Origin of the sequence: Haloterrigena turkmenica DSM 5511, from assembly GCF_000025325.1 — an archaeon.
GTDB lineage: Archaea > Halobacteriota > Halobacteria > Halobacteriales > Natrialbaceae > Haloterrigena > Haloterrigena turkmenica.
In genome coordinates this window covers 1789137-1802283 of sequence record NC_013743.1, presented here as the reverse complement: position 1 = coordinate 1802283, position 13147 = coordinate 1789137, and the positions used below count along the sequence as shown (strand labels likewise).

13 protein-coding genes are annotated in these 13147 nt (G+C 67.8%); 9 read left to right on the top strand and 4 right to left on the bottom strand.

The window, feature by feature from the left end; all coding sequences use genetic code 11:
* Positions 1–13: 13 nt before the first annotated feature.
* The 4 genes from HTUR_RS08500 (at position 14) to HTUR_RS08485 (ending at position 3872) form a co-directional block, all read left to right on the top strand.
* Entirely contained in the window at positions 14–238 is a 225-nt protein-coding gene (locus HTUR_RS08500) for a DUF7123 family protein (RefSeq protein WP_008895392.1), read from the top strand.
* 101 nt (positions 239–339) lie between these two features.
* The gene (locus HTUR_RS08495; RefSeq protein ID WP_012942910.1) at positions 340–786 is read left to right on the top strand and encodes an SRPBCC family protein; all 447 of its coding nucleotides are present in this window, start codon (positions 340–342) and stop codon (positions 784–786) included.
* A complete protein-coding gene (locus HTUR_RS08490; RefSeq protein ID WP_012942909.1) occupies positions 783–1616 on the top strand; it encodes a carbon-nitrogen family hydrolase in 834 nt (277 codons plus the stop codon). Before HTUR_RS08495 ends, HTUR_RS08490 begins: the two co-directional genes overlap by 4 nt.
* Positions 1617–2039: 423 nt before the next feature.
* Entirely contained in the window at positions 2040–3872 is a 1833-nt protein-coding gene (locus tag HTUR_RS08485) for an acetyl-CoA carboxylase biotin carboxylase subunit (protein ID WP_012942908.1), read from the top strand.
* A gap of 710 nt (positions 3873–4582) precedes the next feature.
* Here HTUR_RS08485 and HTUR_RS08480 read toward each other — a convergent pair.
* Entirely contained in the window at positions 4583–5725 is a 1143-nt protein-coding gene (locus HTUR_RS08480) for a TIGR04053 family radical SAM/SPASM domain-containing protein (protein ID WP_012942907.1), read from the bottom strand.
* 150 nt (positions 5726–5875) lie between these two features.
* On the opposite strand from HTUR_RS08480, the gene HTUR_RS08475 reads away from it, so the two are divergent.
* From HTUR_RS08475 to HTUR_RS08465, 3 genes are all read left to right on the top strand, one after another.
* Positions 5876–6256, top strand: a complete 381-nt coding sequence (locus tag HTUR_RS08475; protein ID WP_012942906.1) for an Htur_1727 family rSAM-partnered candidate RiPP — start codon at positions 5876–5878, stop codon at positions 6254–6256.
* Positions 6253–7470, top strand: a complete 1218-nt coding sequence (locus HTUR_RS08470; RefSeq protein ID WP_012942905.1) for a TIGR04347 family pseudo-SAM/SPASM protein — start codon at positions 6253–6255, stop codon at positions 7468–7470. The genes HTUR_RS08475 and HTUR_RS08470 overlap by 4 nt, the downstream gene beginning before the upstream one ends.
* Positions 7471–7554: 84 nt before the next feature.
* A complete protein-coding gene (locus HTUR_RS08465) occupies positions 7555–8778 on the top strand; it encodes a sensor histidine kinase (protein ID WP_012942904.1) in 1224 nt (407 codons plus the stop codon).
* A gap of 7 nt (positions 8779–8785) precedes the next feature.
* On the opposite strand, the gene HTUR_RS08460 is transcribed toward HTUR_RS08465, so the two are convergent.
* Complete coding sequence (locus HTUR_RS08460) at positions 8786–9094, bottom strand: CGCGG family putative rSAM-modified RiPP protein (protein WP_012942903.1); 309 nt, start codon at positions 9092–9094, stop codon at positions 8786–8788.
* A gap of 103 nt (positions 9095–9197) precedes the next feature.
* A complete protein-coding gene (locus HTUR_RS08455; RefSeq protein ID WP_012942902.1) occupies positions 9198–9650 on the bottom strand; it encodes a MoaD/ThiS family protein in 453 nt (150 codons plus the stop codon).
* A gap of 88 nt (positions 9651–9738) precedes the next feature.
* Here HTUR_RS08455 and HTUR_RS08450 point away from each other — a divergent pair, with 88 nt between their 5' ends.
* Positions 9739–11121, top strand: coding sequence for a hypothetical protein (locus tag HTUR_RS08450; protein WP_012942901.1), 1383 nt, complete (start codon positions 9739–9741; stop codon positions 11119–11121).
* A 39-nt stretch (positions 11122–11160) separates the two neighbouring features.
* On the opposite strand, the gene HTUR_RS08445 is transcribed toward HTUR_RS08450, so the two are convergent.
* The gene (locus HTUR_RS08445; protein ID WP_012942900.1) at positions 11161–11760 is read right to left on the bottom strand and encodes a hypothetical protein; all 600 of its coding nucleotides are present in this window, start codon (positions 11758–11760) and stop codon (positions 11161–11163) included.
* 100 nt (positions 11761–11860) lie between these two features.
* On the opposite strand from HTUR_RS08445, the gene HTUR_RS08440 reads away from it, so the two are divergent.
* Positions 11861–13132 (top strand): cation:proton antiporter, encoded by a 1272-nt coding sequence (locus HTUR_RS08440; RefSeq protein ID WP_012942899.1) that lies wholly within the window; start codon positions 11861–11863, stop codon positions 13130–13132.
* Positions 13133–13147 lie beyond the last annotated feature (15 nt).

Sequence of the window (13147 nt, the reverse complement as noted above, 5' to 3'; positions counted from 1 at the left end):
AGAGATACGGACGATGACCGATTACTCCGACGAAGAGCAGCGAATTCTCTCGTACCTCCGGGAGAGTGCCGCCCGAGGCGAACAGTACTTCCGGGCGAAGAACATCGCGGACGCGATCGGACTCTCGTCGAAACAGGTCGGCGTGCGACTCCCCCATCTGGCGGAGAAATCAGACGACGTCGACATCGAGAAATGGGGACGTGCTCGGTCGACGACCTGGAAAGTCTCCCTCAGTTGACCTCGCCCGCGGCCCGCTCGCGTCGGGAGCGGGAGTCGACCCAGACGACGGCTGACTCCCGGTCCGCGGTCTTTTTATTACCGACTGTCCCACGTAGTGCCATGACTGTACGCGTCGACCGCTCGTTCGAACTCGCCGCCTCGCCCGAGCGCGTCTGGGAGTTCATCGCCGATCCGGAGAACCGGGCCCGGGCGATCAGCGTGGTCCAGCGGTACACCGTCGAGGACTCGGAGGCCCGACGGGTCACCTGGCACGTCGAGCTCCCGATCCCGCTCGTCCGGAAAACGATCGCCGTCGAGACCGAGGACGTCACGCGCGAGCCGCCGTCGTACGTCAAGTTCGTCGGCAACTCGAAAGTGATGGACGTCACCGGCGAACACGAGATCGTCGAGACCGACGACGGCACCCGCCTCGAGAACCGCTTCATCGTCGACGGTAAACTACCGGGCGTCGAGAAGTTCTTCAAGCGCAATCTGGACGACGAGCTCCGGAACCTCCAGCGGGCGCTCGAGCGAGACCTGCGGTCGTCGCCCTCCGAGGAACCATGACCGGGGGGACCGACGAGACGCTCAGACTCGCGCTCGCCCAACTCGAGGTCGAACCGACCGCGGTCGACGAAAACGTCGAGCGGGCGCTCGAGGCGATTTCCCGTGCCGCCGAGCGGGGCGCCGACCTCGTCGCGCTCCCGGAGCTGTTCAACGTCGGCTACTTCGCGTTCGACAGTTACAACCGTCTCGCCGAACCCCTCGAGGGGGAGACGCTCACGCGACTTCGCGAGGCCGCGGCGGACCACGAGATCGCAGTCCTGGCGGGGAGTATCGTCGAGGACCTCGCGGCCACCGAGACCGCCGACACCCCGGCCGAGGAGGGGCTCGCCAACACCGCGGCGCTGTTCGACGCCGACGGCGGGTTGCAACTGGTCTACCGGAAACACCACCTCTTCGGCTACCAGTCGGCCGAGTCGGAGCTGCTCGTCCCCGGCGAGCGCATCGAGACGGCGACCGTCGCCGGCGTCCCCGTCGGCGCGACGACCTGTTACGACCTGCGGTTTCCGGAACTGTACCGGCGGCTGATCGACGCCGGCGCGGAACTGGTCCTCGTCCCGAGCGCGTGGCCCTACCCGCGGATCGAACACTGGGAAACGCTTTCGCGCGCGCGGGCGATCGAGAATCAGGCCTTCGTCGCGACGATCAACGGCTCGGGTCGGTTCCCTGACGAAGACGCGACGCTGCTCGGTCGCTCGACCGTTTACGACCCGTGGGGGACGACCCTGGCCTCGAGCGGCGACGATCCGACGCTGGTCGTCGCCGACCTCGACCTCGGCGCGGTCGACCGGATTCGCGAGGAGTTTCCGGCGCTGCGGGACCGACGCCTGTAACGGAGGTTGTGCCGTCGCGGACGACAGTTCGTCGCTCGGTACGCACTTCGTTCCTCACGGAGTAGACCCGCTCTCGGCAACGTGGTTGCTCGAGTCATCACGTTTCGTGACGTATTCGATCGGAGATGGTTCGGCGACCGCTGACTTTTTATTCCGTCACGGCATTTGTCCGGATGCCGGTTTACGGCGCTTTTCACGTCACGACCGGCAACTGCGCGTCGCTCCGGCCCGTCGCATGCTCGTTCCCGGGAACGAGCACCTCTCGCCCGCGTCCGCCTCTCCCTCGTCCACGTCCCTTTCGGTACTTTTCGCCCGAGAAGCGCCGCGTTCGGCGGCGACACCCGTCGTTTTCGCGGACTCTCGTCAATATACGACCCATTGCGAAAAAGTAACGTAGCGGGTTCGCATGTGGTTTAATCAGGAATGTTTCGGAAGGTTCTCGTGGCGAACCGCGGGGAGATCGCGGTTCGAGTGATGCGCGCGTGCGAGGAGTTGAACATCGGGACCGTCGCCGTCTACTCCGAGGCCGACAAGGACTCGGGACACGTCCGCTACGCCGACGAGGCGTACAACGTGGGGCCGGCCCGCGCGGCCGACTCGTATCTCGATCACGAGGCCGTCATCGAGGCCGCCCGGAAAGCCGACGCCGACGCCATCCACCCCGGCTACGGCTTCCTCGCGGAGAACGCCGAGTTCGCGGGCAAGGTCGAGGAGGCGGAGGGCATCACCTGGATCGGTCCCTCGAGTTCGGCGATGGAGTCGCTGGGCGAGAAGACCAAGGCCCGCACGATCATGCGCGAGGCCGACGTGCCGATCGTCCCCGGGACCACGGACCCCGTCACCGATCCGGAAGCGGTCAAAGAGTTCGGCGAAGAACACGGCTACCCGATCGCCATCAAGGCCGAGGGCGGCGGCGGCGGCCGCGGGATGAAGGTCGTCTGGGAGGAAAGCGAAGTCGAGGACCAACTCGAGAGCGCCCAGCGCGAGGGCGAGGCCTACTTCGATAACGATTCGGTCTACCTCGAGCGCTACCTCGAGCAACCCCGTCACATCGAGGTCCAGATTCTGGCCGACGAACACGGTAACGTCCGCCATCTCGGCGAGCGGGACTGTTCGCTCCAGCGCCGTCACCAGAAGGTCATCGAGGAGGGGCCGTCGGCTGCCCTCTCGGACGAACTCCGCGAGAAGATCGGCGAGGCCGCCCGCCGCGGCGTCGCTGCGGCCGACTACACCAACGCCGGCACCGTCGAGTTCCTCGTCGAAGAGGAGGACCGCGAGGCGGGCGAACTGCTCGGTCCCGACGCGAACTTCTACTTCCTCGAGGTCAACACGCGGATCCAGGTCGAGCACACGGTCACCGAGGAGATCACCGGGATCGACATCGTCAAGCGCCAGATTCAGGTCGCCGCCGGCGAGGAGATCGACTTCGCACAGGACGACGTCGACATCGACGGCCACGCGATGGAGTTCCGGATCAACGCCGAGAACGCGGCCGAGGACTTCGCGCCCGCGACTGGCGGAACCCTCGAGACCTACGACCCGCCGGGCGGGATCGGCGTCCGACTCGACGACGCCCTGCGGCAGGGCGACGACCTCGTCACCGACTACGACTCGATGATCGCGAAACTGGTCGTCTGGGGCGAGGACCGCGACGAGTGTATCGAGCGCTCGCTGCGCGCGCTGCGAGAGTACGAGATCGAGGGGATCCCGACGATCATCCCGTTCCACCGGCTGATGCTCACCGACGAGGAGTTCGTCGCGAGCACGCACACGACGAAGTACCTAGACGAGGAACTCGACGAGACCCGCATCGAGGAGGCCCAGGAACAGTGGGGCGGCGACACCGGCGACGGAGCCGGCGACGACGAGGAGTCCGTCGAACGCGAGTTCACCGTCGAGGTCAACGGGAAGCGCTTCGAGGTCGAACTCGAGGAACACGGCGCGCCAGCCATCCCGGCCGGCGACGTCGACGTCGGCGGCGGACAGGCCGAACGGCCACAACCCGGCGGCGGCTCCAGCGGCGGCGACGAACTCGAGGGCAGCGGCGAGACCGTCGACGCCGAGATGCAGGGCACCATCCTCGACGTCACGGTCGAGGTCGGCGACGAGGTCGCCGCCGGCGACGTGCTGGTCGTCCTCGAGGCGATGAAGATGGAAAACGACATCGTCGCCTCCAAGGGCGGCACTGTCACCGAGATCGCCGTCGAGGAAGACCAGAGCGTCGATATGGGCGATACGCTGGTCGTCCTCGAGTAAGCCCGCGCGGTCGACTTTTCCGTTTTCGCCTCGAGATCGGGCAGCGGCGACGCCGTCGCTCGCTCGAGGGTGTCGACCCCGTACGACATCGGTGAATATGTGCGGACGAACCGCCAAGTAGCCGCCATCGGAACGGTCCCACGCGCGGCTCCGACGCGTTCGGGACCGCTCCCGTACCGGGACCGCGCGACCGGATCGGCGACGGAACGGTCAGCGCGTCGATACGGTCTCGAGCCGGACGACTCGCGGCGTGGAGCCACGTCGGTTCGGGGTGGTGCCCGAATCCGACGGACTCTGGTCAGTCATTGGGCTTTCGCCCGCGGCTCCGGTTTTTTCGGTTTCGAACCTCGGCTCCGTACGAGGGTGTCATAGAATTCCTCTCTCGGTTTTATCACACTCACTCCGGTGGTGAATTGACCGATACGTAGATGTGCGTATCGAACACTGTGCATCCGCGAGCGAAGCGAGCGGTTCACCGACGGTGAGGTCGAAGGCCGAACCGTCGGCCTTTTTCATCGACGTTTTTGCGCCGAGTGGTTCGCTGAGGCGAACCCGAGGCGGAAACAGTTCGTTCCCTGTACTTATCGAATCAGGATGCCCGCGTAGTGGGTATGAGACCAGTTCTCTGATACCCTCTCCGTATTAGAATATGCGCCTGCGCCGAACGGAACCGGTGTGGCGACGACTCGCCGCCGGCTGCCGACTCGAGGTCAGTCCCCGACTGCAGTGTCCCACTCATTGTCGCCGTCCCACGGGAGCGGCCCGTCGTAGTCGTCGGGAACGTACGGACAGAGCGGGTCGCTCGCGAACGGGTCGCCGGTCGTCGCGAACGCCCGCGAGCGACTCCCGCCGCAGACGTGGCGGTACGGACAGGCTCCGCACTTGCCGGTGAGGGTATCGCGGTCGCGAAGGTTTCGGAAGAGCTCCGACTCGCGGTAGAGTTCGGTAACGGGTCGTTGCCGGACGTTCCCGGCGGATTCCGGCAGGAAGCCGGAGGGGAAGACCTCGCCGGTGTGGCTCACGAAGGCGAAGCCGTCCCCGGCGACGATCCCGCCGCGGCGCTTGATTCCCTGCGCGGGTGGTCCGCCGTCGCTGCCATCGTCTTTGCCGTTCTCGTCCGCTCGAGCGCGCTGTCGTTGCATCGAAACGCGCCGGTAGTGGGGCGCCTCGGTCGTCTTGAGCCCGAACGGCTCCTCGTCGCTGACCTCGTCGAGCCAGGCCATCACGGCGTCGGCCTCGTCGGGATTGATCGGCTCTAAGATCCGGCCGCGGCCGATGGGAACGAGAAAGAAGACGCTCCACATCACGGCGCCGATTTCCCGCAGGAGGTCCCGGATTTCGGGGAGTTCGCCGACCGTCTGGCGACAGACCGTCGTGTTGACTTGGACAGGCAGTCCCGCCGCCTTCGCGTCCTCGACGGCGCGGATGGTCTCCTCGAAGCTGCCGGTTTCGCCGCGGAACTCGTCGTGGCTCTCGGGGGTGGCGCCGTCGATGCTGACGGCCATCCGCTTGAGCCCGGCGTCGGCCATCGCCCGAATGCGGTCGGCGGTCAGCGAGCCGGTGCCGCTCGGCGTGATCGTCATCCGAAGTCCCAGGTCGTCGCCGTGGGCGATCAACTCCTCGACATCGTCGCGCACGAGGGGGTCGCCGCCCGAGAGGACGACCAGTTGGCCGTCGCCGAACTCGGCGGCGTCCTCGAGCAGGCGTTTCCCCTCGGCGGTCGGGAGCTCGTCGGGGTGGCGGTTCGGCCGGGCGTCGGCCCGACAGTGATCGCAGGCCAGCCCGCAGGCCTGGGTGAGTTCCCAGATGAGGACCATCGGTCGGTCGGACGTATCGAGAGTGCCGGGGCGCATTATCGGGAGTCGGCGCCAAACGGTCGAAAAGGTCGCCGGACTTCCCGGCCGGCGGGAACGACGACGAACGGATTCGGCGGCGCAGGCAGGTGTTCCCACGGCCTGGGAGTTTGAGGGACGGTTCTACGGCACCGGTTCCTACGAGCCGGTATGGTCGAGAAAGCACGACGCGATCGGGTCGAGGCCGACGAACGGGGGAACCCGACGCGACAGTGGGAAGTGTTCCTGCGCGAGGAGCCCGGCGATCCGCTGCGACACGTCGGCAGCGTGGCGGCCGGCAGCGAGAGCGAGGCCCACGAACACGCCTCGCGGCTGTTCGGCTGGTACGCCGTCGACGTCTGGCTCTGCCCGGCCGACGCGGTCGGGCGGTACTCGACGCGCGGCCTCGAGTCCGAGGCCGAGCGATCCGACGACGATGGCGACGGTACCGATGCCGACGACGGTGACGGAGACGATGACCGCGAGGGCGATGACGGAGAACCGCGCGTTTACAAGGAAACCGCCGGCGCCTCGGAGGTGAACAGCCTGTGATCTCGATCAGTAAACTCCTCTGTGATCTCGACGCCGAGGGGGACGGACTGCGCTACGACGCGGCCGACGGCTCCTCGAAGCCCCAGATCACCGAGGAGAAACAGCGCCGGCCGGTCGTCGTCTGGAACGCCACGCGGCGGTGCAACCTCTACTGCTCGCACTGCTACGCCGGCGCCGATCTCAAGGCGGCCCCCAGCGAGTTCTCGACGCGCGAGGCGAAGACCTTCCTCGAGGGGGTGGCCGATTTCGGCGCGCCCGTCATCCTCTTCTCGGGGGGCGAACCGCTCGTTCGTGACGACCTGACCGAACTGGTCGACTACGCCGCCGATCTCGGCCTGCGCCCGGTGCTCTCCTCGAACGGGACCCTGCTGACGCGGGAGAAGGCCGAGGCGCTCAACGAAGCGGGCCTGCAGTACGCCGGCATCTCCGTCGACGGCCTGCCCGACCGCAACGACGAGTTCCGCGGCAAGGACGGCGCGTTCGAGGCCGCCGTCCGCGGCATCGAGAACTGTCTTGACGTCGGCCTCAAGACGGGCCTGCGGTACACGATCACTGAGGCCAACGCCCCGGACCTGGAGGGGGTGGTGGACCTGCTGGTCGAGAAGGGGCTGGACCGGTTCTGTTTCTACCACCTCGATTACGGCGGCCGCGGCGCCGAAATCGTCGACGTCGACCTCTCCCCGCAGGAGAAACGCGAGGCCATCGAGCAGGTCGCCGACCTCACGATCGAGTACCACGACCGCGGCGAGGAGATCGAGACCCTGCTCGTGGGCAACTACGCCGATGCCGCCTTCCTCGTCGAGTACGCCCGCGAGGAGTTCGGCGAGGCGAAGGCGCGAGCGGTCTACGACTACCTCGAGCGAAACGGCGGCGATCCGACTGGCGAGCGGATCGCCGACGTCGACTACGCGGGCAACGTCCATCCGACGCAGTTCTGGCAGGGCTACAGCCTGGGCAACGTCCGCGACCGGCCGTTCGGCGAGATCTGGGAGGATGAGTCGAACCCGCTGCTGTCGGCGCTGCGCGAGCGCGAAGACCGGCTCACCGGGAAGTGTGCGGACTGTCGATATAAGTCGATCTGTCGGGGCGCGTCGCGGCTGCGCGCGCTCGCGACGACGGGGGACCTGTTCGCGCCGGACCCGCAGTGTTACCTCCGGGACGAGGAGATCCGCGGCGAGCACCCGGGATCGGTCGCGGGCGGCGCCGCCGACTGAGCGCCGACGGCAATACTCTCCGTTTCGCGACGTTCAGCCCCGCTATCCACACCGTTGATGCTGTCGGGTCTCCTACCGTCGACGATGGTCCGTTGGCACCGCGTAATCACCGTAGCCGGGCTCGTCCTCGTTGTCGTCGCGCTCGCCACCGCGGCCGCGACGCTCGCCGACGGCGGGACCGTCCTCGAGACAGTGCTCGACGTCTTCCTGATCAGCGCCCCGGGGCTGGTACTGCTGTCCGTCGGCGTCTGGCTCCCGGGGACCGATATCGACGCCGACCTCCATCCGCGGATCGCCGCGTGGATCGTCGGCGGAATCGCGGTGATGGTCGGCCTGATCGCACTGCGCGCGGCCGATCCCGACGTCGACGTGACGTTCACCGTTAGCACGCAGACGGCGTCGGTCGCGACCGGGTCGATCGTCGGGCTGGCCGTCGGCGTCCACGAGGCCCGCGCGATCACCCACTCCCGAACGCTCGAGCGACAGAACGAGGAACTGCAGGAGAAACACGCCGTCGAGCGGCGCAACGACGAACTGGAGGCGACCAAGGCGCAGCTCGAGCGCGCCAACGCTCTGCTCGAGGCCTCGAACGAACGCCTCGAGGAGTTCGCCTACGCGGCCAGCCACGACCTGCAAGAGCCCCTGCGGATGGTCTCGAGCTACCTCCAGTTGATCGAGCGCCGGTACGCGGACGAGTTAGACGAGGACGGCCGGGAGTTCATCGAGTTCGCGGTCGACGGCGCCGACCGCATGCGCGCGATGATCGACGGCTTACTCGAGTACTCGCGGGTCGAGACGCAGGGCGATCCGTTCGAACCCGTCGATCTCGAGGCGGTCCTCGACGACGTGCTCACCGATCTCCAGCTTCGGATCGAGGAGACCGACGCCGCGATCGCTCGCGACCCGCTCCCGACGGTGACCGGCGACGCCGGCCAACTGCGGCAGGTGTTCCAGAACCTGCTGTCGAACGCCCTCGAGTACAGCGGCGACGACCCGCCACGCGTGGCCGTGTCGGCGGCGGAGATCGACTCCGAGTGGGTGATTTCGGTCCGCGACGAGGGGATCGGAATCGATCCCGCGGACACCGACCGGATCTTCGCGCTCTTCCAGCGGCTCCACTCGGTCGAGGAAAGCGTCGGCTCAGGGATCGGACTGGCGGTTTGCAAACGCATCGTCGAGCGTCACGGCGGTGAGATTCGCGTCGACTCCGAACCCGGCGAGGGCTCGACGTTTTCCGTCGCGATTCCGCGGTCGCGGACCGAGAAACCGAGTACCGACGGCCGATCCGCTCGGACGCCGTCGACGTGACCACGATTCACTCGCTGACGTGCACTCGCGTCACGTGGCCGCCGCAGCCACAGCGATCGACGTACTCGAGGTCGATCCCCTCGAACGCGGCCTCGAGTTCGTCCCAGAGATAGTTCTCGGGCCGGCCGTGGTCGCCGTGCGTGACGAGGTTGACGTGGGTACCCGCGGCGGTCGCTTCGACCGCGTCTTCGGCCTGCGAGACGACGAGGTCGCGGTCGGCCGCGTGGCGGGGTTTCTCGAGGTTCGCCGACCACGAGACGTCGTGTTCGCGGCGGGTGACGGGCTCGATGTCGGGATCCGCACTACTGTTGCGCATACGCGTTCGTCGGACTCGAGCGGACGTAAGGGCTGAGACGAACTCGTTCGGTCCGCGACCGACGGCGGTCGTCGGTTCTGGCGCGATCGGACGCGGTTCCCGTTCAGCAGCAGAACATGAACGGATAGATCAGCGCGACGCGGTCCCCGTCCTCGAGTTCCGTCTCGAATCCCTCGAAATGTTCGTTGAACCGGCCGTTGATGCAGACGCGGGCGAACGGCCGGGTCTGTTCGCCTTCTGGGTTCTTGCGCCACGTGCCGGGCAGGTCGTCGGGAACCGGCGCCCAGCCGCTGTGGGTCGCGTCCGCTTCGGTCTCCGCGATCAGCAGCTCCTCGACGTCGTAGTCGTCGAAGAAGGCCTCGAGGAACTCCCGGAGACGCGTCCCCTCGAAGGTGTACTCGAGTTCGTGGGCGCCGACGGCGTCGCGGACGTGGCCGGTACAGCGGACGGTGACGGTCGTCTGCGGCGTCGTCCCAGTCGACTCTCCCTGCGCTGTTCGTCGCTCTCGAGCCTCGCCTGTGGCCGTCTCGGTCGCCTCGGTTGTTTCGGCGGTCATACGCGATCGTACGGCCGCGACGAGCAACCCTTCTGCTGCGAACATGTTCGGGTCCAACGGGACGGCGGTGGAGCGCCTACCGACGGATATGAACCGAATTCCTGGCGGTCTCCGCACCGATCAGCAGCCCCCGATGGCGATCCCTCTCGGGCACTTCGTCCTCGGACTCGCCTTCCTCGTCGTCGGAATCGGCGCGGCGATCGCGATGGCGGTCACGACGTTGCCGGGACTCGCGAGCCTCGCGCACGTCCACGTCCTCCTGATCGGCTGGATCGCGATCACCATCATGGGCGCGATGACCCAGTTCGTCCCCGTCTGGTCCGGCGTGTCGCTGTACTCGAGGCGGCTCGCGGTCGTCCAACTCGTCCTCGTCGCCGCCGGACTGATCGGATTCGGCGCGGCGCTGCTGGCCGGCGCGCTCTCCGTCCTCCCCGTCGCCGGCGCGGCGCTCCTGCTGGGGATCTGGACGTTCGTCTACAACGTCGGTCGGACGCTGTGGCGGGCCCGCCCGCTCGATTTCACGGAACGCCACTTCGCGGTCGCGCTCGGAGCCTTCGCGCTCGTCGTTCCGCTGGGCTTCCTGCTGGCCGTCGACTTCACGACGCCGGTCTTCGACGCGACCGCGCTGACGCGGGGCGACGTCCTGCTCGTCCACGCAACGCTAGCGCTGCTCGGCGCCATCACGGCGACGATCGTCGGCGCCCTCGCCCAGCTCGCGACGATGTTCACCCAGACCGACCGAACCGCGGTCGACGAGCGACTGCTCGGCCTCGAGCAGCTGACCTTCCCGGTCGGCGTGGTCGTCTTGGCCGTCGGGCGCGGCCTCGAGTCGCTTCCGCTCGCTCGCGTCGGCGCGGTTGCCGTTCTCGTCGGCCTCGCGGCGTTCACCGTCGTCGTCGCCCGCCAGCTTCTGGGGGAAACGGTCGACCGCTCGCCGATGATCGACCGCTACTGGGTCGTCGTCGCGTCGCTGTGGGCCTGGCTGGCGCTGACCGCGCCGGCGTGGTGGCTCGAGCCGCTCGAGTACGGCACGCTGTTCGGCCACCCCGACGGCGGCGCCGTGCTGGTCGTCGGCGTCTTCGCCTTCGTCGTCGTCGGCTCGCTGTACCACATCGTCCCCTTCATCATCTGGCACGAGCGCTACAGCGACCGGCTTGGCTTCGAGCAGGTGCCGATGATCGACGACCTCTACGACGACCGTCTCGAGCGCGCGGACTTCGGGCTGACCGCGGTCGGTTTCCTCGGGATCGCCGCCGCTCCGCTGTTCGATCTCCCCGAGGCGGTCGCGACCGCCGGGACCGCGCTCGCGGCGCTCGGGCTCTGCCTGTTCGTGGCGAACGTGCTTCTAACGATTCACCGCCACGGGCCGAACGGGCTCGCGGGCGTCCTGACAGGGGTCCGCGAGTCGACGGCTGGCGCCGGAACCGGCGGCGACCCCGAACTCGACGTCGATCCCGCGCCGGAGCGGTGACCGTTCCCGGGCTCGGACCGCGGCGACACTGGACGGGTCCTACTTCTCGGGGTCGACCCCGACTTCCGGCTCGTACCGCTGCGATTCGATCGTGCCCGCGACGTGTTCGCCGTACTCGGCGGCCGTCAGTTCGCCGTGGTTGTACTCGACGGCCCACGGCGTCTCGACCGTCGCCGAGCCGTACGACGCCGGCGCGTCGTCGAGGATCGTCGCTCCCAACGCGGCGGCCTCGAACCCCCCGTCGATCAGCGCCGCGTAGCCGCCCGCGAGCAGCCCGACGTCGTGGAGGTCCCCCTCGTCGTCGCGATCCGTGTTGACGTACTCGAGCGCCAGCACGTCCCGATCGCGCTCGATCGATTCGACCGTCAGATCGTACTCCTCGAGCGCCGAGACGAGTTCGTCGGGGCCGGCGATGTCCTCCTCCGCGAGTTCGTGAATTCGCTCCTCGACGATCTCGATCCGCTCGCGGACGGGGAGATCGGGTACTCGTTCCGACACCGGCCACTCCGTGTTCTGCGGGAACTCGGTTCCCATCTCCTCGATACAGCCGGCGAGGCCGACGGTCGCGGCGACCGCACTCGTCTGCAACAGCCGTCGCCGGCTCGTCTGATCCGCTGACTCCGACGCTGACCGCTTCATACGCGTCCTTCGTTGTCTCAGGGCAAAGGAATTCGTTCGGCAAACGCCGGCATCGGGCTAAAGGACCGATTTGCCGTAGACGCGCCCACGACTGTCCCAGATGGCACTCGAGCTGTACAACGTCGGCCTCGTCGTCTTCGGGATCGCGCTGTTCGGTATCGCCGTCCTCCCCCGGTTCGTCTCCGATCGGGCGATCTCGATGCCGATCTTCTTCGTCGGCTTCGGGATGCTCGCCTTCGGGCTGCCGATCGGACTCCCCCCGCCGGATCCCCTAGAGCAGGGGACGACGACGGAACACCTCGCGGAACTGGGCGTCATCGTCGCCCTGATGGGCGTCGGGCTGAAGATCGATCGGGTCCCCGGACTGCGCGCGTGGGCGTCGACGTGGCGGCTGCTCGCGATCACGATGCCGTTATCGATCGCCGGCGCGGCGCTGCTGGGCTGGTGGCTCGGTCTCGTCGTGCCGACGGCCGTCCTGCTCGGCGCGTGTCTCGCCCCCACTGACCCGGTGTTGGCGTCGGAGGTGCAGGTCGGCGGTCCGGGGATGGGCAGCGAGGCCGAGGAGGCCGAAGAGACGGCCGGGATGGAAGACGAGGTTCGATTCGCGCTCACCTCCGAGGCCGGACTGAACGACGGGCTGGCCTTCCCGTTTACGAACCTGGCGATCGCGTTCGCGCTCGTCGGCCTCGCGCCCGGCAACTGGCTCGGTGAGTGGCTCCTGATCGACGTCGGCTACAAGATCGTCGTCGGCGTAATCGCCGGCGTCGTCCTCGGCTACCTGACCGCGCGGCTCGTCTTCGCGACGGAGCCCGACACCCCCGTCGCGGAGTCGGTACAGGGTCTCGAGGCGATCGCCGGAACCCTGCTGGTCTACGGGGCGACCGAACTCGTCGGCGGCTACGGCTTCATCGCGGTCTTCGTCGCGGCCCTGATTGTCCGCCACTACGAGCGCACCCACGACTACAACCGCTCGCTCCACGAGATCAGCGAGTTCGCCGAACAGGTGATGATGGGGCTGATCATGCTCTTCTTCGGCGGCGCGATCGTCGGCGGCCTCCTGGAACCGCTGACGCTCGAGGGGATCGCCGCGGCGGTCGCGATCGTCTTCCTCGTCCGGCCGCTGGCCGGCATCGTCGGATTCCTCGGCTTCGAACGCGATATCGCCGAGCGGGCGACGATCGCCGCCTTCGGCGTCCGCGGGATCGGCTCGTTCTACTACCTCGCCTACGGCCTCAATCAGGCCGCGTTCCCCGACGCCGACCGCCTGTGGGCGGTCGTCGGCGCCGTCGTTCTCATCTCCATCGTCGTCCACGGGATCACCGCGACGCCGGCGGTCCGCTGGCTCGAGAAACGGGCCGAAGCCCGCGAGTGAGCCGCTCGCTCCGAT

Coding starts and splice junctions, on each gene's coding strand:
- HTUR_RS08500 (WP_008895392.1), top strand. CDS start 14: ATGACCGATTACTCCGACGAAGAGCAGCGAATTCTCTCGTACCTCCGG.
- HTUR_RS08495 (WP_012942910.1), top strand. CDS start 340: ATGACTGTACGCGTCGACCGCTCGTTCGAACTCGCCGCCTCGCCCGAG.
- HTUR_RS08490 (WP_012942909.1), top strand. CDS start 783: ATGACCGGGGGGACCGACGAGACGCTCAGACTCGCGCTCGCCCAACTC.
- HTUR_RS08485 (WP_012942908.1), top strand. CDS start 2,040: ATGTTTCGGAAGGTTCTCGTGGCGAACCGCGGGGAGATCGCGGTTCGA.
- HTUR_RS08480 (WP_012942907.1), bottom strand. CDS start 5,725: ATGCGCCCCGGCACTCTCGATACGTCCGACCGACCGATGGTCCTCATC.
- HTUR_RS08475 (WP_012942906.1), top strand. CDS start 5,876: ATGGTCGAGAAAGCACGACGCGATCGGGTCGAGGCCGACGAACGGGGG.
- HTUR_RS08465 (WP_012942904.1), top strand. CDS start 7,555: ATGGTCCGTTGGCACCGCGTAATCACCGTAGCCGGGCTCGTCCTCGTT.
- HTUR_RS08460 (WP_012942903.1), bottom strand. CDS start 9,094: ATGCGCAACAGTAGTGCGGATCCCGACATCGAGCCCGTCACCCGCCGC.
- HTUR_RS08455 (WP_012942902.1), bottom strand. CDS start 9,650: ATGACCGCCGAAACAACCGAGGCGACCGAGACGGCCACAGGCGAGGCT.
- HTUR_RS08450 (WP_012942901.1), top strand. CDS start 9,739: ATGAACCGAATTCCTGGCGGTCTCCGCACCGATCAGCAGCCCCCGATG.
- HTUR_RS08445 (WP_012942900.1), bottom strand. CDS start 11,760: ATGAAGCGGTCAGCGTCGGAGTCAGCGGATCAGACGAGCCGGCGACGG.
- HTUR_RS08440 (WP_012942899.1), top strand. CDS start 11,861: ATGGCACTCGAGCTGTACAACGTCGGCCTCGTCGTCTTCGGGATCGCG.